Origin of the sequence: Lactobacillus rizhaonensis, assembly GCF_036246345.1 — a bacterium.
In the GTDB taxonomy this organism is placed as follows: Bacteria; Bacillota; Bacilli; order Lactobacillales; family Lactobacillaceae; genus Lactobacillus; species Lactobacillus rizhaonensis.
This window is the reverse complement of sequence record NZ_BTTV01000001.1, coordinates 234,858-260,503: the sequence shown is the minus strand read 5'-3', so window position 1 is coordinate 260,503 and position 25,646 is coordinate 234,858. Positions and strand designations below refer to the sequence as shown.

Genomic DNA, 25,646 nt, shown 5'->3' with positions numbered 1-25,646 from the left:
AGTTTTGAAAAATATGGCAAAAAATCGATACATTACAGGATATTCTGGACTTAGGGCTTTAGCGGTAATCGGTGTAATACTTTATCACCTTGACCCTAATACTTTTGCAGGTGGCTATCTTGGTGTACCGATTTTTTTCGTACTATCAGGATATTTAGTTACGTGTCAGATGCTTAAGTCATATGAAGAAAGTGGCTTTTACGATACTAAAAAATTTTACTTGAGCCGATTAAAAAAGATTTATCCACCATTAATTGCGGTATTATGGCTGTCTGCGGCATATATAATTCTTTTTCAGCGCAATTTATTGGCCAAGTTGAGTCAAATAGTTGTGACTAATTTACTCAATATTTATAATTTTTGGCAGATTTTAAACGGACAAAGTTATTTTGAACGTTTTGCAGCTAATGAATCACCTTTTGTTCATTTATGGACAATGTCCATTAACGGTCAGTTTTACATATTATGGCCGCTAGTTATTTTTTTATTAGTGAAGTACGGTAAAAAGCGGAAAAACATTTTTAAAATTATTTTGTTTTTCACTTTACTTTCTGCACTTGAAATGACGGTATTGTATAGCACTGGTACCGATATCAATCGCATATATTATGGCACCGACACTAGATTTTTTTCTTTGGGTTTAGGTGCAGCTTTGGCTGTTATTTGGCCAATGGATAAATTAAAAACCACTATAAAGCATAATGATTCAATCATTATGGACACCATCGGGATGATTTGTCTTGTTGGCATAGTAACTTTTCTTTTTAACCCGTTAATGGCTGCTGAAAAGCCCTTTACATATTGTGGGGGAATGCTCTTATATACACTCCTTGTAACTGTGCTTGTCGGTATAATTGCTCATCCAGCAAGTCGCTGGAACAGGTGGTTAACCAATCCAATTTTTAATTGGATTGGATCCCGAAGCTATGAAATATATCTTTACCAATTTCCCGTAATGATATTTTTTGAAGATAAGGTTTTTGACATGGCCGATCATGTGCAACTTTACCATTTAATTGAGATTGGTCTAATCATTTTTTTAAGTGAAGCTGCATATAGACTGGTAGAAAAACCATGCGGAAGAATTTCATGGCAAAAAGTTAAAAAATGCTGGCAACAAATTTGTGATAAAAACACTAAAAATTATCTAATTAAGGCAAAAGCTGTACTGGCAGGTTTAATTTTTCTAACAGGAAGTATTGCAATTTTAATTTCACCGGCTGTTAAAGCACAAAACTTTAATCAAAGCCAATTAGCGCGCAGAATTAAAGCTAATCGAAAACAGCAAAAAAGAGATAATAATGAATTAATAGCAAAATACCAAAAAATCAAACCTAAAGAACAAAAAAAGGCTAAACTATTAAAAGAAGCTGAGCGAGCTGCCAAAAAACATCCCGTTAATAAGTCTTTTATAAAATTTGGTATTTCACAAACAGAGTTACAGTTGGCAAGAAAAGTAGAATTAACTGCTATTGGTGACTCTGTCATGGCGGGTTCAAGCGCAGATTTGAATCGTCTGCTGCCCAAAGCTGTGATTGATGCCGCAATTTCCCGTCAGCTAAATGTTTCGTTTGGCTTATTAAAACAATATCAAAATAAAAAAGTTTTAGGTAAAAATGTCTTAATCGGCTTAGGAACCAATGGGCCTTTCAAAATGTCCGATATAGATGATTTAATGAATCAACTGGGAAATAAAAGACAAGTATTTTGGATTAATACCTATGTACCTGCTAAACCGTGGCAAAATGAGGTTAACGGCTTATTAGCCAAAGCTGCCAAAAAATATCATAATTTTGTAGTAATTGATTGGCACGCTTATGCAGAAAAACATCCTGACTGGTTTTATGAAGATAAAACTCACCCTACGCCATTGGGATCGAAGCATTATAGTGTATTAATAGTTAAAAAAATAGTTGAAAATGCTAAGTATTAGATAGGAATAAGATGGAGTTACAATTTTTAGGAACTGGAGCAGGACAACCCTCAAAGAAACGTAATGTATCAAGTATTGCTTTAAAAATGCTCGATGAGATTAATGAAATTTGGTTATTCGATGTCGGTGAAGCAACGCAACATCAGATACTGCGAACTAATATTAGGTTGCGTAAAGTAACCAAAATATTTATTTCCCACAATCATGGCGATCATATATTTGGGTTACCAGGATTACTAGCAACGAGATCTTTTCAAGGTGATGTGGGTCCAATTACTATTTATGGTCCTGCTGGTTTAGAGCAATTCGTGCGGACGGCTTTGAAAATTTCTCGTACAAAAATTAGCTATCCGATCAAATTTGTCGTTTTGGACGAAGGTGGATTAATCTATCAAGGAAAAGGTTTTAGAGTTTATACAGAAAAATTAGCCCATCGAATACCTAGTTTTGGTTATCGTGTAGTTGAAGACGATAAACCGGGAGAACTTTTAATGGATAAATTAGCGCAATATAATGTACCTAATGGTCCATTACTTGGTAAACTTAAGAATGGGGAAGAAATAACTCTAGAAAATGGTACTATATTAGATGGTAAGAACTTTTTAGGACCTGATAAAAAGGGCAGAATAGTTACTATTATCTATGATACGCGCTCAACTCCTGCAATAGCGCAGTTGGCACAAAATGCGGATGTTTTGGTACATGAATCAACTTTTGCAGGTAATGAAACTAATTTAGCCCATTCGTACTACCATTCCACAGCCGTTGAAGCAGCAAAGATTGCACGTGATAATAATGTTAAATATTTATATTTGAATCATATTTCTGCCAGGTATTTGGGTGTTAAGGCTAAAAAATTAGAAAATCAGGCACAAAAAGTTTTTTCAAACACTAAATTAGCTAACGATTTTGATCGGATTGTAATTCCTATGAAAGGGGAAAAAAATGAGTGATTCTCTTAGAAATAAAGTAGTGGTAATTACTGGCGCTTCCAGTGGAATAGGTCACTCTATTGCGCTCGAAAGTGCTGGTAGAGGTGCAACGGTTATTCTAATTGCCAGAAATCAAGCCAAATTGGAAAAAGTGGCTTCTGAAGCCCATGAATTGTCGGGAGCTGCTTCTTATACAATAGCTACGGACATGAGTCAAAGTGACCAAATTGATGCTGCATTTACTGAAATTATTAAATTAGCTAAGCATATTGATTATTTAGTCAATTGTGCTGGCTTTGGTAAATTTGAAAACTTTGTGGAATCAGATCGGCGCGAAGTTACTGCGATGTTTCAAGTTAACGTTTTAGGATTAATGTATTTTAGTCGTTTAGTGGGTCGCCTAATGATGGAACAAAAATCGGGTCAAATCATCAATATTGGTTCGATTGCCGGCAAAATTCCTACTGTGAAATCTGCAGCCTACAGCGCGTCAAAAGCTGCAGTGATTCAGTTCTCAAATGTGTTGCGCTTGGAGCTAAAACCATTTGGTGTTAAGGTGATGACGGTTAATCCTGGTCCTGTTTACACCAATTTCTTCAATATTGCAGATACCAGTGGCCATTATGTCGACAACGTGCAAAAATTTATGCTTGATCCCGATGATGTTGCTTGGCAAGTAGTTCATTTCTTCGGTAGTAATAAACGGGAACTGAATTTGCCTGTCAGTCTGGCTGTTTTAGCAAAATTATATAACTTGTTTCCTAAGATTGGTGATAAGCTGTCCCTTAAGTTTGCTTCCAGAAAGTAGTGCGGATTATGAAAAGTAAAACTAGTCAGATTAAACTTATTTTCACGTTAATCTTAACGTTATTGGCAGTTATATTCGTTGTTTTGAATACTAACAATGTGGCTATTAATTTTGGTTTATTCAAACTTAAGTTACCTTTGATCATTGTTTTAGTATTAATGATCATAATTGGAGTTTTGATTGGTTACTTCTGGGGCTCCTATGGTCATAATCAAGACAAGAATAACTAATATAGCTTGATTTATTTGGGATACAATAGTATCATTAACAAGCGTGAAGTATTTTGGGCGACTAAAAGCACCTAAAATCGTAATTCTACAAAAAAGGAGATCAGTTCAATGGCAGTTCCTAAAAGACATACTTCTAAGCAAAAGAAACGTTCACGTCGTGGTCATATTAAGTTAACTGTGCCAGCAATGCACTATGATGCAACTACTGGTGAATATCGTTTAAGCCACCGCGTTTCACCTAAAGGATATTACAAGGGTCGTCAAGTTGTTAGTCAAACTAACTCAAATGACAATCAATAATTAAGAGGCACCAAGAAGCGGTGTCTTTTTTTATGCAAAAAGATACTGATTTTTATTTGCATGGTTTGATTAGAAAGATTAAAAAGACGAAATGAAATTAGTAATTTTACACTCCAGCGATATCCATGGCTTTATTATGCCTACTGACTATCAAAACCAGAATGATTATTCAGCTCCTTTCGGACTTAGCCGACTAAAAAGCATAGTAGAAGAACAAAAAAGAAAATATGGTCCTGAAAACGTGATAGTTACTGATGCAGGCGACAGTTTGCAGGGTTCACCTTTAGCAGCTTATGTTCACGAGAGCAAAAATAACTCCGCATTAAAAAAGTTTGCAGAGTGTTACAATCTAATTAACTATGACGCGCGCTGTTTGGGTAATCATGATTTTAATTTTGGCTTGAATTATTTAAAACAGTATCTCTCATATAGCAGAGCGCCATTTGTAAACAGTAATATTTTGGCTAGAAAAACTGGTCGACCAGCTTTTGGTCAAGATTATATCATTATAAATAAAAATGGTATAAAAGTAGGAATTATTGGAATTGCTACGCAGAGAATACCATTTTGGGAACCGGCAGAACATGTTGCAAACTTAGAATTTAGGTCTGCTTTTGCACAGGTTAAGCGTTTAATACCTTTCTTAAGGCCAAAAGTCGCTGTTTTAGCTGTTCTTTATCATGGTGGCTTCGAGGCTGATATTGAATCAGGAAGTAAAACTGAACCAGCTACTGGAGAAAATGAGGGCTACCGCCTTTTACAAGAAATTCCGGAAATAGATGTAATGTTAACTGGGCATCAGCATCGCAAAATGAACGCGGTGATAAATAAAACTGCGATTGTCCAGCCGGGTTATCGTGGAGAAGCCATTGGCAAGATAGTGCTGGAGATTGACAAACAAAGTAAGAAGATTAAAGCTATGTCAGCTGAGTTAATTGATGCAAGTGATTATAAGCCTGCTGCCGAAATTAATTCAGTCAGCCTATCTTTAGAAAAAAAGTCGCAAAAATGGTTTGATCAGCCAATTGCTCATTTAGATAATCCTGCACCTGTAGCAAATGCTAATAAGGCAAGAATTGAGGGCTCCTCTTTTATTAATTTGTTGCAAAATATGCAGCTTTATTTTACCCACGCTGATATTTCAGCAACTGCATTAATGAGTGAAACTGCCAAGGGCTTTGGCAAAAATGTTTCAATGCGCGATATCTTGTTAAATTATCCTTTTGCTAATCAGTTATGTGTTGTTAAAGTAATCGGTAAAGAATTACGCCATATTGTTGAATACTCACTTAAATTTTTAACTAAAGACCAAAAAGGCAATGTTAGCTTTGCCCCTCAATATCGTGGTCAACTTTTTAATTTTGATTTGTTTTATCCGCTTGTTTATGAAGCTGATATCAAAAAGCCAGAAGGTGAACGTTTGACAAAGTTTGAATTACACGGACGAGCAATTTTAGCAAACAAAACATATCGTTTGGCTGTTAATAACTATCGTGCTATGGGTGGAGGATTTTATCCAGAATACAGTATTAGTAAAATTGAGCAAATTGGTGATAAAGATTATATAGAAATGCTTCAGGAATACTTAACCAAAGGTCGACCTAAGAGCAAAGTAACACATAACTATTATTTTAAATAAAGAAAAAAGTCATTAGCGGGTAAGCTAATGACTTTTGTTTACTTAAGTTTTGAATATTTGCTCTTGTCTTTATGAGAATGTGCTGTAATTGTAGGAATAATTGCTGCAAATAGCAAGCCGAAGATCAAGCCTACAATAGCAGCCTCGCCAAAATTAAAAACATGTTGGGTTAACGGAGCTGCAATAAAGCCTACAATTAGCATGTAAACAACGCTCCAGCAAATAGTTACAATATATCGACCCATAGCGTTTCCTTCTTTCATACCCTTGAATTCTAACAAATATTATGCAGGTTTTCAATCCAAAAGATAGCTTTTTGGTATACTAAATTATATGGAGGGTGACCCGAAAAATGAAATACGCTGCATTACAGAATCTTAGCTCTTTTACACTTTTAGAAAGTCCAGTAAAAATTTTTGACTTGGTTACTACTGCCAAAAAGTTAGGCTATGAAGCTATCGGATTGACCGACGTGAATGTTACATACGGTCTGGTTAACTTTTTTGAGGTAGCCCAAAAAGTCGGTATTAAACCTCTCTTAGGGATGCAATTAAGATTAAACGGCTTAATTGACAGTGCTCACCAATATGATCTAATAGCACTGGCAAAATCTGATGAGGGTTACCGTAACATTTTGCGTTTATCAAGTAGAATTAACCTTTTAACGGATAATGGCAATAAGCAAAAAATTTTGACTTTAACAGATTTGACTAAGGATTTGAATGAACTGATTTTGATAATACCTGCAAATTCTCACAGTGAGTTGTTGAATCTGCAATTACAAAATGAAAATTTAGGTACAGATTTTTTGCGTCAATTAATCAGTTTAGTACCTAAGTCTAGTTCTCTTTATATTGGTGTTTATGGTAACGAAAAGCAAAAAAAATACATTCAATATGTTAAGACTTTGTCAAAGCAATTTGAAATACCATTAGTTAGCGTTGAAGATACTTGCTATTTAAAACCGCGTGATCAATTTTTACGAAAAACTTTACAGGCCATTAAAAAAGGAGAAGTGTTACAAGATACTGCAGAATTAGCAAAACAGTCAGGCTCACATTATTTACCATCCGTTCAGAAATTAAGTGAGCGGTACCATGAATTAGGCTTGGATGACGCTTTAAGTAATACTGGAAAGATAGCCTCCTTATGTAATGCTAAAGTTATTTTTCAAACTCCAGTTTTACCTAAATATAAACAAAAAAAATATACAAGTTCAAAGGATTACCTAAGGTATTTAGCCGAAAATGGCTTAAAGAGTCGTTTTAAGCAGGGCCAAGTTCCTGCAAGTTATCAAAAGCAGCTCAATTATGAGTTGCAGGTGATCGATCAAATGGGCTTTAACGACTATTTTTTGATTGTTTGGGATGTTGTAAACTATTGTCATCGAAGTGATATTGTGATGGGTCCTGGACGAGGATCGGCATGTGGTTCTTTAGTTTCATATGCACTGTACATTACAGAAGTTGATCCGCTTGAATATCATTTGCTTTTTGAGCGTTTTCTTAATCCAGCTCGCCACGAAATGCCCGATATCGATTTAGATATTCCAGACAATCGCCGTGACGATGTCATTAAGTACATGTTTACTAAATATGGTATGGATCACTCGGCTCAAATTCTTACTTTTGGTACGTTAGCGGCCAAACAAGTTTTGCGTGATACCGGACGGGTTTTTGGCTTGCGGGAAATGCAATTGAGTGAATGGTCGAAAAGTGTGCCTTTTGCCAAAGGTAAAATTAGTCTTGCTCAAGCCTATAAGGAATCTAAAAAAATGCAAATGTTGGTAAATACTAGTGATACCAACAAATTGCTTTTTGAAACTGCCAGTGGCTTAGAAGGGTTACCACGACACTATTCAATTCATGCTGCTGGTTTAGTTGTCAGTGATAATTCTATTGCTGCCATTGCAGGCTTACAGGCTGGCCAACTAGGGATACCGTTAACGCAGCAAACTAAGAAATACGTTGAAGCTCTGGGCTTATTAAAGATCGATTTTTTAGGGTTGAGAAATTTGACTATCCTTGGTGATACAGCAAAAATGATTCGTGAACAAGGTAAAAAAATCGATTTTAATCAGATTCCTTTGGATGACCCCGCAACTTTAAATATTTTTCAAAAAGGCGAAACAGAACTTGTTTTTCAATTTGAATCTGCTGGGATTCGTAATGTGCTTCGTGAACTGCACCCAGATAATTTTGAAGACCTGGTAGCAGTCAATGCACTTTATCGTCCAGGTCCAATGCAGAATATTAACACTTTTATTGCTCGTAAAAGGGGTAAACAAAAAGTCACTTATCCTGATCCCAGTTTAAAAACAATCTTGGCTCCAACATATGGAATTTTAGTCTACCAGGAACAGGTTATGCAGACTGCTCAGGTTTTGGCGGGCTTCTCTTTAGGCGAAGCAGATATTTTACGCAGGGCAATGTCAAAAAAGGACCAAAAAGTTATTGAACAGGAAAAATCTAAATTTATCTCTGGTGCTGTAAAAAAGGGCCATAGTATTCAAGTTGCCACTCGGGTATATGACTATATTGAACAATTTGCTAATTATGGCTTTAACCGTTCACACGCTGTGGCATATACTATGATTGCTTTTTGGCTGGCTTATTTGCAGGTTCATTATCCCGCCGAGTTCTATGCGGCTATGCTTAATTCCAATATCGGAAATCAAAATAAAGCAAGTGAATATATAATGCGAGCACAAGAAGACGGCGTTAAAATTTTGCCACCTGATATTAATAAAAGCTCTTTATGGTATCAGGTAATTGATGGTCAGATTTTAGTTGGTCTCAGAGCAATTAAAGGTGTCAGAATTGATTTTCTTAAAGAAATAATTGCTAAACGCAAGATAAAACCTTTTACTTCTTTAGCAGGCTTTTTACGGCAAATTGATATTAAATTTATTAATGCCAATAGTATTACAAATGTCATTGAAACCCTTATCAAAGCAGGCTGTTTTGACCGGATAAACAAAAATCGTAACGAATTATTGCAGAACTGCCCTGAAACTATTGAAAACGTTAAATTGACTGGAGAAAATTTAGCTTTATCAGAAGGGTTGGGAGGTATACCTGTCAAAGATGCCCCTGAACCAAGCAAACAGGAAAAAGCAGTCATGGAGGTAGAGTCCTTGGGCTTTTCCACGTTAACATCACCGTTAATAACAGTAGAAAAATACGCGCAAAAATTTAATGCAAAAGCACTAAGTGAATTTCAAATTCATGAAAGCGGCATAGCTGTAGGAAAATTAATGTCACTAAAGTTAGTCAGAACTAAAAAGGGTCAAACCATGGCTTTTGGCAATTTTGCCGATACGACTAGTAAGCAGGATATTGTAATTTTTCCTGGTGTTTATGATAAAATTCAATCGAATTTAAAGGAGGGTAATATTTATTTATTAGGCATAAGAGTTCAGAATAATCGCTTCGATTCGAGTAAAAAACAATATATTTTAACAAATTTAAAGGTTGTTAATTTACAAGACTAGAGTTTTTGGTTAAGCGTTAACAAATAAGTGATGTTACCGCTAACATCAAAAAAGACCGTCAAATCAAGAATTTTAATCCTTTTTTGTGAGATTTTTTCGTGAAAGAATGTTAAAATTTAGTGGATGTGAGAAATTACACAATAAATCTTGATGAGGTGAATTCATGAAGCGAATTGGAATTTTAACGAGCGGCGGCGACGCTCCTGGCATGAATGCGGCTGTTAGGGCAGTAACTAAAACCGCTATTCATCATGGACTTGGTGTTGTTGGTATTCGTTATGGTTTTGCCGGGCTTGTAGCTGGTGACTTTGTAACATTAACTGCTGAAAATATTGATCACATGATTAATGCAGGTGGTACTTTTCTCTACAGTGCCCGTTACCCGGAATTTGCACAAAAAGAAGTGCAAGAAAAGGGAGTAGAGCAATTAAAAAAGCATGACATAGATACTGTAATTGTAATTGGCGGTGATGGTTCATATCATGGTGCGCTGGCATTAACCCGTTTGGGAATTAATTCTATTGGTTTACCAGGTACCATTGATAATGATATTCCTTACACTGAGTATACAATTGGTCTTGATACCGCCTGCAATACTGCCATGCAGGCCATCGACAGAATTCGTGATACTGCCAGCAGTCATCACCGTGTTTTTGTTGTGAATGTGATGGGACGTGATTGTGGTGACATTGCTATGCGCGTTGGTTTAGCCAGTGGCGCAGATGCTATCGTCGTTCCTGAACGGCAATTTGATATTAAAGCAATTGCGGACAGATTAAAACGTGGTTTCAAAGACGGCAAAGACAATGGTATTATCATCTTGGCTGAAGGTGTCATGAATGCTGCTGATTTTAGAACTGAACTTTTAAAATACGGCGATTTCGATTGCAGAGCCAATATTATTGGTCATATGCAGCGTGGCGGATCACCTACAGTTTTGGATAGAATAAATGCTACAAAAATGGGCAATTATGCGGTTAAGTTACTTCTTGATGGTAAAGGCGGTTTAGCTGTCGGCATGGAGAATGGCCAACTGGAAACCCACGATATTCTGGATTTATTTGATGAAAAACATGCCAGCGAAGAGTCGTTAATTGATATTAATGAAGAAATGACTAAATAATTAGTCGATTTTGGGGAGATTTTTAAATAATGAAGAAAACTAAAATTGTTAGCACCTTAGGGCCAGCTTCAAATGATATTGAAACTATTACAGCTTTGGCTAAGTCAGGCGTAAATGTATTCCGTTTCAATTTTTCACATGGTGATCATGCTGAGCATCTGTCACGGATGAAAATGGTTCGTCAAGTCGAAAAAGAAACTGGCTTAGTACTTGGTATCGCATTGGATACTAAAGGTGCTGAGATTAGAACCACTGATCAAGAAGGTGGCAAGTTTACCATTAATACTGGAGACCAAATTCGTGTATCGATGGATGATTCCAAACCGGGTAACAAGGACATGATCCATGTTACTTACGAAGGTCTTTATGGTGATACCCACGTTGGCGGTCATGTTTTAATTGATGATGGTTTAGTTGACTTATTAATTAAAGAAAAAGACGAAGAAAAGAAAGAGTTAGTTTGTGAAGCTCAAAACACTGGTGTTATAGGTTCTAAAAAGGGTGTTAATGCACCTGGAGTTGAAATTCGCCTGCCAGGAATTACCGAAAAAGATGCTGATGACATCAAGTTTGGTTTAGCTCATGGCATTAACTTTATCTTTGCTTCATTTGCACGTAAGGCGCAGGATATACTTGATATCCGTAAGCTGTGTGAAGATGCTGGTTGTGATTATGTTAAGATTTATCCTAAGATTGAATCACAAGAAGGTATTGATAATGCAGATGAAATCTTGCAAGTTTCAGATGGTTTAATGGTTGCTCGTGGTGATATGGGTGTTGAAATTCCATTTATTGATGTGCCATTTGTTCAAAAAGATTTAATCAAGAGAGCAAATGCACTTGGTAAGCCAGTTATTACTGCTACCCAAATGCTTGACTCAATGCAAGAAAATCCTCGTCCAACTCGTGCTGAAGTTTCAGACGTAGCTAACGCTGTACTTGACGGTACTGATGCAACTATGCTTTCTGGTGAATCCGCAAACGGCTTGTACCCAGTTAAGGCTGTTTCTGCAATGGCTGAAATTGATGAAAGAACTGAACAAGAGCTTCTTAAACGTAATACTTTGGCTCTTCAAAGATTTGAAGAATACAAGGGTTCAAACGTTACTGAAGCTATTGGTGAATCTGTTGTGCGGACAGCTCAAGAATTAGGTGTTAAGACCATTATTACGGCAACTAATTCAGGCTATACTGCCAGAATGATTTCTAAATATCGTCCAAACGCCAATATCTTGGCCTTAACTTTTGACGAAAAGATCCAACACTCACTTGGCATTTCTTGGGGTGTTCAACCTTTGCTTACTGACAAACCAGCTTCTACTGATGATATGTTTGAAGTAGCAGCTAATGTTGCCAAGGAACAAGGTTATGTTAAAGATGGTGATTTAGTAATCATTGTTGCTGGTGTTCCTGTTGGTGACTCTGGTACAACCAACTTAATGAAACTACAAATCATTGGTAGCAAACTGGCTCAAGGGCTGGGTGTTGGTAATGGCTCAGTTGTTGGTAAGACAGTTGTTGTTAATAGTGCTGAAGAAGCTATCAGCAAGGTTAAAGAGGGAGACATCATGGTTGCTAGAACTACTGATCCTGATTACATGCCTGCTATTAAGAAGGCTTCAGGTTTAGTTGTTGAAGCTTCTGGATTGACTTCACACGCTGCAGTTGTCGGTTTATCATTAGGAATTCCGGTTGTTGTCGGTGTTACTGGTGCTACTGAAAAGATTGGCAGTGGTATTACTATTACTGTTGATGCTCGTCGTGGTGCTATTTACCAAGGTGAGGTTTCAAATCTTTAATTAAAGTAAAATGTGAAAATAGCCAGTAACTAGTACTGGCTATTTTTGTTTGCTTTTAATCTTGGTGAATTAAATGAAAATCATTAGTTAATTTGGTTTGACTGATATCAATTTAATCCATTAAAATGATATACTTGTTATCAGATCCAATATCTAGACTTAGGAGAATAATCATGCTAGGCACTATTGCAACTGGAAAAATAATAGATCAAAATGAAAATTCTTTTTTTGTTCAAGTCGAAGGTTTGACTTACGAATTGAAAAGAAAGGAAATTACTCAGGAAGAAAAGCCAAAATTGGGAGATCAAATCAAAGGATTTCTGTACGATAATAAACAGCATAATCGTGAAATGACCCAGTTTCTACCCTTTGCTCAAGAAGATCAATATGCTTGGAGCAAAGTGACTGAAGTCAAGTATAACTTAGGTGTTTTTGTAGATATTGGTTTGCCAGATAAAGATATAGTGATTTCCTTGGATGATCTCCCTTATGACAAAGAGCGCTGGCCTGAAGTCGGTGATCAACTGCTAGTTCATCTTGAAACTGATGAAAAAGATCGTATTTGGGCAAAAATGGCGGATGAAAATATTTTTGAACAACTTTCAGCTCATTTTCCCGACGGCATGAATAATAAAGATGTTTTTGGGACTGTTTATTCAGCCCGTGAAGTAGGGGCATTTGTAATTACTAAAGAATATTATTTAGGTTTTGTTCATCCGTCACAAATGGCTCGGCCATTACGTTTAGGTGAACAGTTTAAGGGTAGAGTTGTTGGTGTCAGTCAGTATGGCCGCTTAAATTTGAGCAGCCTGCCGCGATCATTTGAAGAAATAGATGATGATGCACAGATGATTTTGATGAGTTTGCGCAGAAAAAAAGATAAAACATTACCTTTTTATGATAAATCTGATGTAGAGGATATAAAAAGCTATTTTGGCATATCAAAATCTGCTTTTAAACGAGCATTAGGACATTTGTTGAAGGGAAAATACATAGTGGAAGATAAAACTACTGGAACAATTTCATTACTTAATGACCCCGAAGAAGACAAAAATGAATAATTTAACAGAACAAGTTGAGGACTATTTAAGGTATAGTCAAATTGAGCGAGGATTAAGTGCTAATACAATTACTGCTTACAAGCAGGATTTAAGCTCTTTCATTAATTTTTTGCAAAAGGAAAAATTAAGTTCTTGGCCGACTAAAGCAATCGATATTGATGCTTTTTTGGCTGAGCAACGTGATCAAAAGAAAGCAACAAGTTCTATTAGTCGTCTAATATCAAGTCTGCGGAAATTTTACCAGTGGCTGGTAAGACAAAATATTCAAAAATTGAATCCTATGCTTGAAATAGACTCACCCAAAAAACGTCGACCTTTACCAGTTGCTTTAACCACAGTTGAAGTTACTGATTTACTTAAGCAACCTGATATTAAAAAGAAGCTGGGTTTACGAGACCGTGCTTTACTTGAAACGTTGTACGCAACGGGCATAAGGGTGAGCGAATTAATAAACCTTAAATTTACAGACTTGCATGAAGAATTGAAATTAGTTAAAGTTTTTGGTAAAGGCTCAAAAGAACGATTGATTCCTATTAGTAAAGTTGCTTTGTCCTGGATTGATAGTTACAAAGAAAAAGTACGTGATCCTCTGATATTAAAAGTGGGAAAAAATACGGATTTTATTTTTCTTAACAGCCGCGGAGGTTCTCTAACTCGACAAGCTGTTTGGCAAATTATCAAGCACTACTGCAAGCTGGCAGGTATTCAGAAAAATGTTACCCCTCATACTTTAAGACATACATTCGCAACTCACTTACTTGAAAATGGGGCTGATTTGCGTGTGGTTCAAGAAATTTTAGGGCATTCGGATATTAGTACTACACAAATTTATACCAATTTGTCCCAAAAACATATCATACAAGTTTACGAGAAAACTCATCCTCGAATTTAAGGTGATTAAATGTTAATTGAATGTAAAAATGATACGGAAAAAGTAGCAATGGGCTTATTATCCTATTTACCAGATTTTAAAAATCTCGCAAATCTTAAGGATGAAATTCAATTAAATAAAAATAGTGCTGAATTTTGTCTATACCTTTATCGGTCTAAGGACCCTAATTTTATTGGTGTAATTGGCACGCAAGCGAATAAACAATTTGTTGTTATTCGTTACATTTCATTTGCTCCTGATTTTCGCAAAGCTAAATATGAGGCTAAGGCAGTGCAAGAACTGGCTCAAAGTAATCCCCAAAAAAGAATTACGGCTGTTCCAGAATATATTGATCTAATTAAATATTTAAAAAAGGACTCAAAAATATGAGTGCTAATCTTACTTTGGAATTGCCCAATTTTGAAGGCCCTTTAGATTTATTGCTGCACTTAATTAAAGTACAGAAAATTGATATTTATGATATTCCGATAGCCCAAATTACCAGCCAATATTTAGCTTATTTACATCAAATGCAAAGTCTTAATTTGAAAATTGCCGGTGAATACTTTGTCATGTCATCATTGTTATTACGCATAAAATCACAGTCTCTACTTCCGCGTAATGATTTCACTGAAAATGATGAGGAACAGGAAGATCCTAGAGATGAACTTATACAGCAGCTTATTACCTATTCAATATTCAAAAAAATCTCGGTTTACTTTAAAAAGCGCAACGAAAAGGTTCCAATTACGGCTGCTAAAGAGGAAAGTGTGCCACTTAGTAAAAAAATTCAGCCGTTACCTCTGGGACAAATTACTTCCACTGAATTAGCCAATACATTTATTTTAGTGCTACAAAGAATGAAGATCAGACAGCCTGATATTGTTTCGGTTGAAGTGAAAGAGACATCTGTTAAAGAAATGGGTACTTTTTTGCAAAACGAATTGGCAAAGTGTAAAAAGGTCAGTTTTTTTGCATGCTGTCAAAAAATGAACACTTTATCTGACATTATTGGCCTGTTTTTAGCATTGCTTGAACTTTGTAAAAAGCAAGAATTGCGGGTAACACAAAATAGAACATTCGGTGATCTGAACTTGGAAAGAATTGATAGCAATGATGACTAAAATTGCACAGTTAGAGGCTCTATTGTATGTGGCCGGTGATAATGGCATTGAAAGCACTAATTTGTGTGAACTATTGCAGATTGGCAAGCCTGCACTGCGTGAATTAACAAAAAGCTTACAGGAAAAATTACAGAAAAATCCAGATTCAGGTCTGCAAATACAGCGGCTGAACGATTCTTATAAATTAACAACAAGGCCGGAAGTAAGCAAAACAATTGAAAACTTTTTTCAAAAAGATTTAACTAAAAGTCTTAGTCAGTCCGCTTTGGAAATATTATCAATCATCGCATACAAGCAGCCGATTACTCGTATTGAAATTGATGAAATTAGAGGGGTAAATTCATCTGGTGCATTACAAACATTAATTTGGCGAGGTCTTGTAAGGATAAATGGCAAAAAAGAAGCACCAGGTCACCCTAATCTATATGTTACCACTGACTATTTTTTGCAGTATTTTGGTTATCAAAGTTTAGCCGATTTACCTCTAATTGAAGATTTTGAAGATGATAGTGTAAATGCTGAAGGAGAAATCGATTTATTTGCGGCTAAGGGTCAAGCAGATAAGAATATTGCTAAAACTCAAAAAGGAGAATCATAATGGTGCTAGAACGATTACAAAAAGTAATTGCTGAAGCTGGAATTGCTTCACGACGCAAGGCTGAAAAAATGATTACAGAAGGTCGGGTGACAGTTGATGGTAATGTAGTTACAAAATTAGGCACTAAGGTGGATACATTCAGTAATATTACTGTTGACGGTGAACCAATTGAGCGGGAAAGTTTGCACACTTATCTTTTCTATAAACCGCGTGGTGTGGTATCAACTGCCAGCGATGACAAAGGCAGAAAAACCGTTGTTGACTACTTTAAAGAATTACCCTACCGTTTATATCCAATTGGCAGACTAGATTATGACACATCGGGTTTACTCTTGATGACTAATGATGGAGAACTTGCAAATTTATTAATGCATCCACGGAATAATGTAGCCAAAGTATATGTTGCTAAAATTACGGGTGTACTTTCTCCTGCAGAAATTAGTCAGCTAACTCACGGAGTAAAAATTGATCGTCATAGATGTGCTCCAGCGAAAGTTAAAGTAATTAGAACTGACCGCCAAAAAAACAGCCAAATAGTACAGTTAACTATTCATGAGGGGCAATATCATCAAGTAAAAAGAATGTTTAAGGCCGTTCATCATCAGGTCAAAAAATTAGCACGTGAAAGATATGCCTTTTTAACCCTGGATTCTCTGATTTCCGGAAGCTTTCGCGAATTATCCCATGAGGAAGTTGACAGATTAAAAGACGTAGATTAAGATGGTATTTGAAAATTAAATAATAAGTTTGTTGTCTTCATGGCAGGGTGAAAATCCCGACCGGCGGTGAGAGTCCGCGACCCACGAAAGTGGTGGAATCTATTGTGATACCGATAGTTATAGTCTAGATGAAAGAAGACAGACTAAACTAAAAGCCAAGATCTTTAGCTTACTTTTACTCGGTCTGTTGCTAGAAGCAGCAGACCGAGTTTTTTGGAGGTAAGAATTTTGCAAAGAAAAGGCAGAAATAATTTAGTCAATATAGTAGCTTATACTTTAATTGGAACAATTGCATATGTATTAATGCTTTTGGAAATACCATTACCTGTCACCAGCTTTTTAAAATTTGATTTTTCTGATGTTGTAATTACTATTGGTACTTTTTTATTCGGTCCGTTACCAGGCATTTTCATTGCTTTTGTGAGAATGCTAATTAATTTAATATATAAAGGTTTTGCTTTACCAAGTTTAGTGGGTCAATCTGCGGCCTTTTTAGCATCAATTTCATTTGCTTTACCGTTTTATTATTTGACTAGAAATATCAATAAGGATGAAAAGAGTTTTACTAAAAAACATTTAAAACCAATCCTAGGTATAGTCCTTGGAATTATAGCGATGGCTTTTGTTCTGTCAGTTTTAAATGCGCTGGTTCTAACACCTTTTTATGCAGCAACTACAGTACCCAATTTGCCAACTATTCATGGTTATTCAGGTTTACTGGCATTTACTGAGAAAGTATACTTGGGCAAATTGCTACACATTCCTTCAATGAGTGCTTATATCTTTGGCATTATTGTGCCGTTTAATTTATTAAAAGGCGCAATAAATGGTACAGTTGTTTACTTACTGTTTGAAACTGTTTTGAGAACAATCAAACCATTTGTCAGGAAAAACTTTAATTTAAAAAACTAAAATAAAAAATTATGAAATCGGTCTATTAAATGACCGATTTTTTTATCCACTTAAATGTTAAATATGCTAAAATTAAACAGGTTAGGTAAGGAGGCTTTTTAAGATGACTAATAATCCCAAGGGACCATATCAACATTATAAACGTCCGCAAAAAACAAGAGTTGAAACATATAGCTCTGTTTCTAAAGGTTGGATTGTACTCATTGTTTTACTTATAATGATACTAATTGGACTTGTTCCGGTAGTTCATCATTTAGCAGCGAATAATAATTCAAGTAATAAAATAGTTGAAGTACGCAAAACCCATAAAAAAGCTGCTAAAAAAGCAAACATTAAAGCTTCTCCTGCAAAAAACAAACTTGTCGAAAATAAAACTAAGAGCAAGCCGAAAGCAGAACAGAAACCTAAGGTTAAGCGTAAAAAGAAACACGCAAAAACTAAACAATATATAGTTCAAAGTGGAGATTCTTTAAGTAGTATTGCTCGCCGTTTTAAAATTTCTGTTGGTCAATTAGCTGAGTTAAATCAACTTGGCCCTAACAGTCAGGTGGATATCGGACAAGTACTGCGTATCAAATAATTTAGAAAGGATAGGGACTGCAGTCCCTTTTTTATTGAATGCAAATAGCAATTGATGGACCAGCTTCAGCTGGAAAAAGTACAGTAGCGAAGATTATAGCTCAAAAATTGAACTTTACGTATATTGATACGGGAGCAATGTACCGCGCTTCTACCTGGTTAGCACGTGAACACAAACTTAGTTATAGTGATGAAAAAGGCATATTAGCTGCCATTGATCAGGAAAAAATCAAATTGAAAAGTGCAAATGGCCAACAAAAAGTTTTTGCCGGCGAAAAAGATATATCTCAAGATATACGTACACCTGATATTTCTGCTCACGTTTCTCAAGTATCAGCTTTGGCAGCTGTCAGAGCTAAAATGGTCAGTTTGCAAAGACAAATGGCTGGTCAAATGAATGTAGTAATGGATGGTCGGGATATTGGGACCACGGTTTTGCCTGAAGCTGAAGTTAAAATCTTCTTAGTTGCGTCTGCTCATTCTCGAGCCAAAAGAAGGATGCTTGATTTTAAAGAAAGAGGAATTAAAACTAACCAATCTCTTGAAGAAATTGAGCAAGACATATCGGAAAGGGATTATAAAGATTCTCATCGTAAAATTTCTCCATTAAAGAAGGCACCTGATGCTATTGAAATAGACACAACTTCTATGACTATAGACCAGGTAGTTAATGCAATCTTATCTGAAATTAAAAAAAGTCAAAAAAACTATAAAAAAAGGGTATAAAACAGTAGAAAAATATCAAACTTTCATTTAGAATTAGAGTATGATATTGGGAGGTAAATAATGTCAGAAAACAGTAATCAATTTTTAGATGCATTAAAGCAAATGCAAGGAGTTGAGGTCGGAGATATTGTAGATGTTGAAGTCTTAGACGTTGAAGAAGGTCAAATCGATGTTGGTGTTGAAAATGCCGGTATTGAGGGTGTAATTCCTCGTCGTGAATACACTTCAGATCGCAACGTTGACCTACGTGAAGCAGTTAAACCAGGCGATAAGCTCAAAGCTTTAGTTTTAAGAAAAGCCGGCGGAGATAAAGAGAATGGTGAATTCTTCTTCTCAGTTACCCGTTTAAAGGAAAGAGAAGCTTATGATGAACTGCAAAAAGATTTTGAAGCCGGAAAGACCATTGAAGGTACAGTTACTTCTTCAGTTCGTGGAGGTTTGTTAGTAGATGTAGGCACTAGAGGATTTTTGCCTGCTTCATTAATTTCAAACCGCTATGTTTCCGATCTTAAGCCATTTATCGGCAAAACTATGAAACTTAAAATTACTGAAATTGATCCAAGTAAGAACCGCTTAATCCTTTCTCACAAAGATTTAATTGAAGAAGAACGCGAAGAAGCTTTTGACAAGGTTGCATCACAATTAGTTGTGGGTGATGTTGTTGAAGGCAAGGTTTCCCGCTTAACTAATTTTGGAGCTTTTGTTGATGTTGGTGGTGTTGATGGTTTAGTCCACATTTCTGAGATCTCATACAAACATGTTGATAAGCCAAGCGATGTTTTAAAGGCTGGTCAAGATGTTAAAGTTAAAGTAATTGGTATTGATGATGATAGACATCGCATCTCCCTTTCAATTAAGCAAACTGAACCTTCTCCTTTTGAACAAGCTACAGCTGACTTACACGAAGGCGATGTGTTTGAAGGCGAAGTTAAATCTTTAACTAACTTCGGTGCTTTTGTTGAAGTTGCTGATGGTATTCAAGGTTTAGTTCACGTTTCTGAAATATCATATAAACACGTTGACAAGCCAAGTGATGTTTTAAAGGTTGGTCAAAAAGTTAAAGTCAAGGTCTTAAACATTGACCCTGGTGAGCGTCGCATTTCACTTTCTATGAAGGCTGCTGAGCCTAAGAATTCTGAAAATGAAGGCAACCGTTCACACAGTTCATATAACCGTAATTCAGTAAATAAAAAATATATGAACAATGATGACAGCGGCTTTGCTTTAGGTGACATCATAGGTGACCAATTAAAAGATCGTCGTTAATTTAATAAAAAAGCCGACTCTTAAGTCGGTTTTTTTATTTGTAAAAGGAGGCTGAAAAATGGTTTTACCCGTAGTTGCAATTGTAGGACAGCCTAATGTTGGTAAATCAACGCTTTTCAACCGGATTATTAATCAACGTTTAGCAATAGTTGAAGATAAACCTGGTGTGACTCGAGACCGTAATTATGCACAAGCTGAATGGTTAGGGCACAAATTTGATTTGATTGATACTGGTGGCATAACCTGGGAAAATAGTAATATTGAAGAAGAAATAAGAGCTCAAGCTGAAATAGCAATTGAGGAAGCTGATGTAATCATCTTTTTAACTAACGTAGCTAATCACGTAACAAATCTTGATGAGCGCATTGCCCAAATGCTTTATCAAACTAAGAAGCCAGTGATTTTAGCTGTAAATAAAGCTGATAATCCTGAGCAGCGTATGGACATTTATGATTTTTATAGCTTAGGTTTTGGCGAACCTATTCCTGTTTCAAGCGTGCATGGCACGGGTATTGGAGATTTGCTGGATCAAATAGTGCAAAGTCTGCCTAAAGATTTGGAGCAAAATGATAAGGAGCAAATTTCTTTTAGTGTAATAGGTCGTCCTAATGTAGGAAAATCATCAATTGTCAACCGTCTTGTTGGTGAAAATCGTGTAATTGTTAATAACGAAGAGGGAACGACCCGTGATGCAGTTGATACCCCTTTTGAAACAGATGGTACTAAATTTAGAATTGTTGATACAGCTGGTATTAGGCGACGGGGAAAAGTTTACGAAAAGACTGAAAAATACTCAGTAATGAGAGCAATGGGTGCAATAGAGCATTCTGATGTTGTCTGCCTAGTACTTGATGCTAGCACAGGCATTAGAGAGCAGGACAAGCATGTTGCTGGGTATGCCCACGATGCTGGCAGAGGGATTATTATTGTTGTCAACAAATGGGATTTGCCTAAAAAAACAAGCAACAGTGGCAAGGATTTTGAACAAATTATTCGTGCAGAATTTCAATATCTTGATTATGCTCCTATTTTATTTGTTTCAGCAAAAACGGGACAAAATCTGGCTAAAATTCCTGAATTGGTTCGAAGAGTTTCTCATAATCAGCAACAAAGAATTAAATCTAGCGTGTTAAATGACCTCTTACTAGAAACTAGCAAGTTAGTTCCGACACCTATGATTAAAGGTAAAAGATTACGTGTTTACTATATGACACAGGTATCTACTAATCCACCAACTTTTGTCGTGTTTGTCAATGATCCTGAATTAATGCATTTTTCATATCAGCGCTTTTTAATTAACCAGTTAAGGGAGAACTTTGACTTTTCTGGAACTCCCATAAAAATTATTGCTCGAAAAAGAAAATAGTTTGTATCTACCAAAGACACAAAAATCACATTTTTAGAGGTAATTGCTTGTTGTATCAAGGGTTTTGTGCTATTTTGAAATCAAGGAAAAAAGTGATCCCAATAATCATTTATTCCCTGTTCCTCTATTGAGGAATTAAATAAGGATCTTACTAAGAGATTCAAGTTACAGGAGGTGAATTCCCAATGGCAAATAAGGCAGAATTAGTCACTGAAGTTGCAGCAAAAGCAAAGTTAACTAAAAAAGATGCAGCTACAGCTGTTGATGCAATTTTTAGTTCAATCCAAGAAGATCTTGCTAAAGGCAAAAAAGTACAGTTAATTGGTTTTGGTACTTTTGAAGTACGTAAGCGCGCAGCTCGTAAAGGACGTAATCCACAAACAGGCGATGAAATCCAAATTCCAGCAAGTGTTGTACCTGCATTTAGACCTGGTAAAGCTCTTAAGGAAGCTGTTAAATAGCTCAATGACTTTATTTAAAAGATGGTGGCTTAATTCGCCATCATCTTTTTTGTTTGTTATTATTTATAGGTGTAATTGATCTGATCGGCTAAAATAAAAATAATGGAGGAATGAAAAATGAGCTATTCTGAAAAGCTGCTTGACGCAATTGAGCGGCAAGATTTTTCTCAAGAAAAATCATTATTGCAAAAAGCCTTGGACAAAGATGAACCAGAGATTTTAGCATCACTAGCTAAGAACTTGGTAGGATTAGGATTTACCGATCTAGCAAAGGAAATTTATCGTAGTTTAATTGCCCGTTTTCCAAAAGAAGACTTGTTTAAGATTTATTTAGCTGAGATATTATTAAATGACGGTCAAGATGATGATGGTTTAACTTTGCTTTATAGCGTTACTCCTGACTCCTCTGCCTATCTCGACAGTTTACTTGTTCAAGCTGACTATTATCAGACTAACGGTCTGCTTGAAACGGCCTATAAAAAACTTTTAGAAGCTGAAAAAATTGCACCTGATGAAGATGTCGTGAAGTTTGGCATGGCAGAATTGGATTATCTAAGTGGCCATTATGAACAAGCACTTTCCAGATACCAAGATTTGTTGAAACGTCATCAAACATTTAGTGAAATCAATTTAAATGACCGTCTGTTTCAAACTTTAGCCAAATTAGGTCGTTATGAAGAGGCAGGGGAAGTAATTGCTAAAAATGGCAATGATATTCTTGATATTGACAGTAAGTATCAGGCTGCCTTAGTAATGTTAACTCTGCATAAAGATGACCAGGCAATTAAGTATTTGAATGAGGTAATCGATCAAAGTCCTGATTATGTTAATGCCTATAGGTTGTTGACTACAGCGTATGAGCATAAAAATGATAGCGAACAAGAATTACGCTCAGCTCAATTAGGAATTGCATATAACGAACTTGACCCCGTTCTTTATCAAAAAGGAGCACAAGCAGCCGTTAGGTTGAATGACTTAGATACAGCTAGAAATTTATTACAAAAAGGAATAAAAAAACTTCCTGAAAACTTTGATTTGCGTTTGCAGTTATCTAATCTTTATGTTAGAGAAAACGACAATGAAGCAAACATTGCTCTTTTTGCCAAGGTTGACGATGAAGATTTGGAACCACAGGTTCACTGGAATTTAGCTCTTTCATACCAAAATTTGGATCAAAGTGCAAAAGCAAAAAGTGAGTTTTTATTAGCCTATCCTGAATTTAAAAATAATAGTGCTTTTTTAAAGCAAATGTTGCTATTCTTTAATACCGAACCCAATTCTCAAAATATCGTAAAAGAATTATTAGAAGCGTATCTAAAACTCGAACCCGAAGATACTGAGATGCAAGAAATGTATGATGAATTACTATCATAATTGCCAAATTAATGTAAGTATTTGGATTTTTTAAAAAATAGTTTTTTAATTATTTCACTTTAAATTTATAAGTTAAAAAGGCAAATAAACTAGTTGGTAAAACTTGAATTATTTGCCTTTTTATTTTTAATCTTTTAGAAGGATTTTAGTATTTATAAAGCTATTTCCTAATCAGCAGGTGGTGGCTTTTTTGTTTATAAGTAAAGCCTTCGCCCAAAGCCTCATGAACTTCAATAACGCTGACAAATGCCTTGGGATCTTCAGCAGCTATTAACTCTTTTACCAGGGGAATTTCTCTGGGAGAAACTACTAAGTAAATTACCGGTCTTTTAGTTTTTTTATAACCACCACGAGCCTCAAGATAGGTGAAGCCACGATCCAGCTTTAAATCAATCATTTTTGCAATTTCTTGATAATGATCAGAGATAATAAGAAGACCACGTGCAGAATATGCACCCTGTTGAACCGCGTCCATAACACGTGACAGAATAAATGCAGCAACTAGGGTATACATGATATGTTTAAGATCAAGGTACGTTAAAGAAGATAATAGAATAATGGTATCGCAAAACAGCAAAACTTTGCCAGAAGATATGCCATATTTCATTTGCATAATTCTGGCGATAATATCTGTCCCACCTGAAGTGCCATTAAAACGAAAAACTAACCCCAGACCAATGCCGGAAAGGGTACCCGCCAGAATTGCTGATAAGAAGAGGTCGTGTTCTAGGTTTAATTGAGATATAATAGGAATTAAGCGCCAGAACCATAGGAAAAAGGACAACCATAATGTTCCCCATATAGTATAGGCCAATAGTCTTTTGCCCATAAAACGGTATCCTAGGATAATTAGCGGTATATTAAGTAGCAAGGACGACAGGCCCATGTTAATGCCCCAGAAGTGTCGTAATAGTAAAGTAATACCGCTAATACCACCGTCTGTGAGTTTATTTGGTACTGAAATCATGTCAAGGCTGAGAGCATAAATAGCACAGCCGATCATAATCATTAACAGTTCCATGATGCTTTTTTTGTTAATTTTTTGCATAATAAAAACTTTCTTTTCTAAACCATTACCTTTAGCCTACCATAAATTAAAAACAAAAAAACTAATAAATGAGTTGATTTAATAATGATGAAAATAAATAATTTACCAGCTATTTTTACAGCAGCTTTTCCGGTACTTCAACAGCTAGAACAAGCAAATTATGAAGCATATTTTGTTGGTGGTTCTGTTCGTGACCTGCTTTTAAAAAGGCCGATACACGACATTGATATTGCCACGAGTGCTTATCCAGAAGAAGTTAAACAGCTTTTTCCTAAAACAATTGATACTGGAATTAAGCATGGTACAGTTACCGTTTTGAATGGCGGTTCAAGCTATGAAATAACTACCTTTAGAACAGAATCAGGTTACCAGGATTTTCGCAGGCCCGATCATGTTACTTTTGTGCAAAATTTAGCTGAAGATTTAAAAAGGCGTGATTTTACCATTAATGCTTTAGCGATGAATAGAAAAGGTGAAATAATTGACCTTTTCAACGGCATAGGAGATTTACAAAAGCACCTCATTAAAGCAGTTGGGGATCCAATGAAGAGGTTTCATGAAGATGCCTTACGAATGATGAGGGCAGTTCGCTTTATGAGTCAGCTTTGTTTTGATCTTGAACCTCAAACTGAAAAAGCCGTAAAGGATATGCATCAACTATTGCCCAAAATTTCAGTCGAAAGAATTCGTGATGAATTTGTTAAAATGGGTACTGGAATCAACTCACGCGCAGCTTTTAAAGTTTTTTTACGGACGAAGTTAAGTGAAGGTGTGCCGGATTTTGCTGGTAAAAGTGAATTGCTGGCAATCTATCCCAAATTGAAATTTAACCCAAGTATGGAAACTAGTTTGTGGGCTATCATAATCATTTTATTGAAAATTACGGATAATCAGATAACTCAGTTTATGCGTGATTGGAAAAATTCAAATGCTATGACGGAAAAAGTTAAAAAAATTGTAAATTTGTTTGACTTAATTTCTGCAAAATCTCCTTCTGACCTTGAATTATTCAATGCTGGTAAGGAGACTCTCCTTAACACTATTGATGTAGCTCATATTTTAGGACAACCAATTAACTCCGAAGCTTTAGTAGATCGTTATACAGCATTGCCGATTAAATCAATGTCTGAACTTGCCATTGACGGGCAATTTTTAATAGCTAATGGCGTAAAGCCAGGACCAAACTTAGGACAAATACTTAATCAAATAAAGCAAAAAGTCATTACCGGTGAATTAGTCAACTCTGAAGATGATATTCAAGAATATTTAGAGCAAATTAAGTAA

At 35.8% G+C, this 25,646-nt stretch carries 25 protein-coding genes and 1 riboswitch; of the genes, 23 read left to right on the top strand and 2 right to left on the bottom strand.

The window, feature by feature from the left end; genetic code table 11:
* The first annotated feature begins 13 nt into the window (after positions 1 to 13).
* From AAA915_RS01240 to AAA915_RS01215, 6 genes are all read left to right on the top strand, one after another.
* Complete coding sequence (locus AAA915_RS01240; protein WP_338199163.1) at positions 14 to 1,933, top strand: acyltransferase family protein; 1,920 nt, start codon at positions 14 to 16, stop codon at positions 1,931 to 1,933.
* A gap of 11 nt (positions 1,934 to 1,944) precedes the next feature.
* Positions 1,945 to 2,886 (top strand): ribonuclease Z, encoded by a 942-nt coding sequence (rnz, locus tag AAA915_RS01235; RefSeq protein WP_338199161.1) that lies wholly within the window; start codon positions 1,945 to 1,947, stop codon positions 2,884 to 2,886.
* Positions 2,879 to 3,673 carry an SDR family NAD(P)-dependent oxidoreductase gene (locus AAA915_RS01230; protein ID WP_338199159.1) on the top strand — a complete coding sequence of 265 codons (795 nt, stop codon included), beginning with the start codon at positions 2,879 to 2,881 and terminating at the stop codon, positions 3,671 to 3,673. Before rnz ends, AAA915_RS01230 begins: the two co-directional genes overlap by 8 nt.
* An 8-nt stretch (positions 3,674 to 3,681) precedes the next feature.
* Positions 3,682 to 3,903: a lipopolysaccharide assembly protein LapA domain-containing protein gene (locus AAA915_RS01225; RefSeq protein WP_338199157.1), complete on the top strand. Its 222-nt coding sequence runs from the start codon at positions 3,682 to 3,684 to the stop codon at positions 3,901 to 3,903.
* Between the two features lie 108 nt (positions 3,904 to 4,011).
* Complete coding sequence (rpmF, locus tag AAA915_RS01220) at positions 4,012 to 4,203, top strand: 50S ribosomal protein L32 (protein WP_034979275.1); 192 nt, start codon at positions 4,012 to 4,014, stop codon at positions 4,201 to 4,203.
* 91 nt (positions 4,204 to 4,294) lie between these two features.
* Positions 4,295 to 5,842, top strand: a complete 1,548-nt coding sequence (locus AAA915_RS01215; protein WP_338199154.1) for a bifunctional metallophosphatase/5'-nucleotidase — start codon at positions 4,295 to 4,297, stop codon at positions 5,840 to 5,842.
* A gap of 38 nt (positions 5,843 to 5,880) precedes the next feature.
* Here AAA915_RS01215 and AAA915_RS01210 read toward each other — a convergent pair whose 3' ends face one another.
* Positions 5,881 to 6,087 (bottom strand): YjzD family protein, encoded by a 207-nt coding sequence (locus AAA915_RS01210; protein WP_046324788.1) that lies wholly within the window; start codon positions 6,085 to 6,087, stop codon positions 5,881 to 5,883.
* A 107-nt stretch (positions 6,088 to 6,194) separates the two neighbouring features.
* On the opposite strand from AAA915_RS01210, the gene AAA915_RS01205 reads away from it, so the two are divergent.
* From AAA915_RS01205 to AAA915_RS01130, 16 genes are all read left to right on the top strand, one after another.
* Positions 6,195 to 9,335 (top strand): DNA polymerase III subunit alpha, encoded by a 3,141-nt coding sequence (locus AAA915_RS01205; RefSeq protein WP_338199152.1) that lies wholly within the window; start codon positions 6,195 to 6,197, stop codon positions 9,333 to 9,335.
* 163 nt (positions 9,336 to 9,498) lie between these two features.
* Positions 9,499 to 10,458: a 6-phosphofructokinase gene (gene pfkA, locus AAA915_RS01200; RefSeq protein ID WP_294601564.1), complete on the top strand. Its 960-nt coding sequence runs from the start codon at positions 9,499 to 9,501 to the stop codon at positions 10,456 to 10,458.
* A gap of 29 nt (positions 10,459 to 10,487) precedes the next feature.
* The gene (pyk, locus tag AAA915_RS01195) at positions 10,488 to 12,257 is read left to right on the top strand and encodes a pyruvate kinase (RefSeq protein WP_110446053.1); all 1,770 of its coding nucleotides are present in this window, start codon (positions 10,488 to 10,490) and stop codon (positions 12,255 to 12,257) included.
* A 173-nt stretch (positions 12,258 to 12,430) separates the two neighbouring features.
* Positions 12,431 to 13,318, top strand: coding sequence for a CvfB family protein (locus tag AAA915_RS01190; RefSeq protein ID WP_338199147.1), 888 nt, complete (start codon positions 12,431 to 12,433; stop codon positions 13,316 to 13,318).
* On the top strand, positions 13,311 to 14,210 hold the full coding sequence (gene xerD, locus AAA915_RS01185) for a site-specific tyrosine recombinase XerD (RefSeq protein WP_338199145.1): 900 nt from the start codon (positions 13,311 to 13,313) through the stop codon (positions 14,208 to 14,210). The genes AAA915_RS01190 and xerD overlap by 8 nt, the downstream gene beginning before the upstream one ends.
* Before the next feature lie 9 nt (positions 14,211 to 14,219).
* Positions 14,220 to 14,579 carry a hypothetical protein gene (locus AAA915_RS01180; protein ID WP_046324794.1) on the top strand — a complete coding sequence of 120 codons (360 nt, stop codon included), beginning with the start codon at positions 14,220 to 14,222 and terminating at the stop codon, positions 14,577 to 14,579.
* The gene (locus AAA915_RS01175; protein WP_338199142.1) at positions 14,576 to 15,313 is read left to right on the top strand and encodes a segregation and condensation protein A; all 738 of its coding nucleotides are present in this window, start codon (positions 14,576 to 14,578) and stop codon (positions 15,311 to 15,313) included. Before AAA915_RS01180 ends, AAA915_RS01175 begins: the two co-directional genes overlap by 4 nt.
* On the top strand, positions 15,303 to 15,911 hold the full coding sequence (gene scpB, locus AAA915_RS01170; RefSeq protein ID WP_338199140.1) for an SMC-Scp complex subunit ScpB: 609 nt from the start codon (positions 15,303 to 15,305) through the stop codon (positions 15,909 to 15,911). Before AAA915_RS01175 ends, scpB begins: the two co-directional genes overlap by 11 nt.
* Before the next feature lie 2 nt (positions 15,912 to 15,913).
* Positions 15,914 to 16,630 (top strand): pseudouridine synthase, encoded by a 717-nt coding sequence (locus tag AAA915_RS01165; RefSeq protein ID WP_338199815.1) that lies wholly within the window; start codon positions 15,914 to 15,916, stop codon positions 16,628 to 16,630.
* 29 nt (positions 16,631 to 16,659) lie between these two features.
* A riboswitch (FMN riboswitch) is annotated at positions 16,660 to 16,774 on the top strand.
* Positions 16,775 to 16,855: 81 nt separating this feature from the next.
* Positions 16,856 to 17,542 (top strand): ECF transporter S component, encoded by a 687-nt coding sequence (locus tag AAA915_RS01160; protein ID WP_110446702.1) that lies wholly within the window; start codon positions 16,856 to 16,858, stop codon positions 17,540 to 17,542.
* Positions 17,543 to 17,645: 103 nt separating this feature from the next.
* A complete protein-coding gene (locus AAA915_RS01155) occupies positions 17,646 to 18,122 on the top strand; it encodes a LysM peptidoglycan-binding domain-containing protein (RefSeq protein ID WP_338199138.1) in 477 nt (158 codons plus the stop codon).
* Positions 18,123 to 18,160: 38 nt separating this feature from the next.
* Positions 18,161 to 18,847 (top strand): (d)CMP kinase, encoded by a 687-nt coding sequence (gene cmk, locus AAA915_RS01150; protein ID WP_338199136.1) that lies wholly within the window; start codon positions 18,161 to 18,163, stop codon positions 18,845 to 18,847.
* A gap of 60 nt (positions 18,848 to 18,907) precedes the next feature.
* The gene (gene rpsA, locus AAA915_RS01145; protein WP_338199134.1) at positions 18,908 to 20,113 is read left to right on the top strand and encodes a 30S ribosomal protein S1; all 1,206 of its coding nucleotides are present in this window, start codon (positions 18,908 to 18,910) and stop codon (positions 20,111 to 20,113) included.
* Between the two features lie 58 nt (positions 20,114 to 20,171).
* Complete coding sequence (gene der, locus AAA915_RS01140; protein ID WP_338199132.1) at positions 20,172 to 21,479, top strand: ribosome biogenesis GTPase Der; 1,308 nt, start codon at positions 20,172 to 20,174, stop codon at positions 21,477 to 21,479.
* Between the two features lie 185 nt (positions 21,480 to 21,664).
* Positions 21,665 to 21,940, top strand: a complete 276-nt coding sequence (locus AAA915_RS01135) for an HU family DNA-binding protein (RefSeq protein WP_046324801.1) — start codon at positions 21,665 to 21,667, stop codon at positions 21,938 to 21,940.
* Between the two features lie 117 nt (positions 21,941 to 22,057).
* Positions 22,058 to 23,314, top strand: coding sequence for a tetratricopeptide repeat protein (locus AAA915_RS01130; protein WP_338199128.1), 1,257 nt, complete (start codon positions 22,058 to 22,060; stop codon positions 23,312 to 23,314).
* Between the two features lie 160 nt (positions 23,315 to 23,474).
* Here AAA915_RS01130 and AAA915_RS01125 read toward each other — a convergent pair whose 3' ends face one another.
* Positions 23,475 to 24,362 (bottom strand): YitT family protein, encoded by an 888-nt coding sequence (locus AAA915_RS01125; protein WP_338199126.1) that lies wholly within the window; start codon positions 24,360 to 24,362, stop codon positions 23,475 to 23,477.
* An 84-nt stretch (positions 24,363 to 24,446) separates the two neighbouring features.
* On the opposite strand from AAA915_RS01125, the gene AAA915_RS01120 reads away from it, so the two are divergent.
* Positions 24,447 to 25,646, top strand: a complete 1,200-nt coding sequence (locus AAA915_RS01120; RefSeq protein WP_338199124.1) for a CCA tRNA nucleotidyltransferase — start codon at positions 24,447 to 24,449, stop codon at positions 25,644 to 25,646.

Bases quoted from the DNA above. Each gene is read 5' to 3' on its own strand.
- AAA915_RS01225 (WP_338199157.1), top strand. From the start codon at position 3,682: ATGAAAAGTAAAACTAGTCAGATTAAACTTATTTTCACGTTAATCTTA.
- AAA915_RS01130 (WP_338199128.1), top strand. From the start codon at position 22,058: ATGAGCTATTCTGAAAAGCTGCTTGACGCAATTGAGCGGCAAGATTTT.
- AAA915_RS01175 (WP_338199142.1), top strand. From the start codon at position 14,576: ATGAGTGCTAATCTTACTTTGGAATTGCCCAATTTTGAAGGCCCTTTA.
- pfkA (WP_294601564.1), top strand. From the start codon at position 9,499: ATGAAGCGAATTGGAATTTTAACGAGCGGCGGCGACGCTCCTGGCATG.
- AAA915_RS01155 (WP_338199138.1), top strand. From the start codon at position 17,646: ATGACTAATAATCCCAAGGGACCATATCAACATTATAAACGTCCGCAA.
- AAA915_RS01205 (WP_338199152.1), top strand. From the start codon at position 6,195: ATGAAATACGCTGCATTACAGAATCTTAGCTCTTTTACACTTTTAGAA.
- xerD (WP_338199145.1), top strand. From the start codon at position 13,311: ATGAATAATTTAACAGAACAAGTTGAGGACTATTTAAGGTATAGTCAA.
- rpmF (WP_034979275.1), top strand. From the start codon at position 4,012: ATGGCAGTTCCTAAAAGACATACTTCTAAGCAAAAGAAACGTTCACGT.
- AAA915_RS01120 (WP_338199124.1), top strand. From the start codon at position 24,447: ATGATGAAAATAAATAATTTACCAGCTATTTTTACAGCAGCTTTTCCG.
- scpB (WP_338199140.1), top strand. From the start codon at position 15,303: ATGATGACTAAAATTGCACAGTTAGAGGCTCTATTGTATGTGGCCGGT.
- rnz (WP_338199161.1), top strand. From the start codon at position 1,945: ATGGAGTTACAATTTTTAGGAACTGGAGCAGGACAACCCTCAAAGAAA.
- AAA915_RS01210 (WP_046324788.1), bottom strand. From the start codon at position 6,087: ATGGGTCGATATATTGTAACTATTTGCTGGAGCGTTGTTTACATGCTA.
- AAA915_RS01125 (WP_338199126.1), bottom strand. From the start codon at position 24,362: ATGCAAAAAATTAACAAAAAAAGCATCATGGAACTGTTAATGATTATG.
- AAA915_RS01135 (WP_046324801.1), top strand. From the start codon at position 21,665: ATGGCAAATAAGGCAGAATTAGTCACTGAAGTTGCAGCAAAAGCAAAG.
- AAA915_RS01240 (WP_338199163.1), top strand. From the start codon at position 14: ATGGCAAAAAATCGATACATTACAGGATATTCTGGACTTAGGGCTTTA.
- AAA915_RS01215 (WP_338199154.1), top strand. From the start codon at position 4,295: ATGAAATTAGTAATTTTACACTCCAGCGATATCCATGGCTTTATTATG.
- AAA915_RS01230 (WP_338199159.1), top strand. From the start codon at position 2,879: ATGAGTGATTCTCTTAGAAATAAAGTAGTGGTAATTACTGGCGCTTCC.
- cmk (WP_338199136.1), top strand. From the start codon at position 18,161: ATGCAAATAGCAATTGATGGACCAGCTTCAGCTGGAAAAAGTACAGTA.
- AAA915_RS01190 (WP_338199147.1), top strand. From the start codon at position 12,431: ATGCTAGGCACTATTGCAACTGGAAAAATAATAGATCAAAATGAAAAT.
- der (WP_338199132.1), top strand. From the start codon at position 20,172: ATGGTTTTACCCGTAGTTGCAATTGTAGGACAGCCTAATGTTGGTAAA.
- rpsA (WP_338199134.1), top strand. From the start codon at position 18,908: ATGTCAGAAAACAGTAATCAATTTTTAGATGCATTAAAGCAAATGCAA.
- pyk (WP_110446053.1), top strand. From the start codon at position 10,488: ATGAAGAAAACTAAAATTGTTAGCACCTTAGGGCCAGCTTCAAATGAT.
- AAA915_RS01180 (WP_046324794.1), top strand. From the start codon at position 14,220: ATGTTAATTGAATGTAAAAATGATACGGAAAAAGTAGCAATGGGCTTA.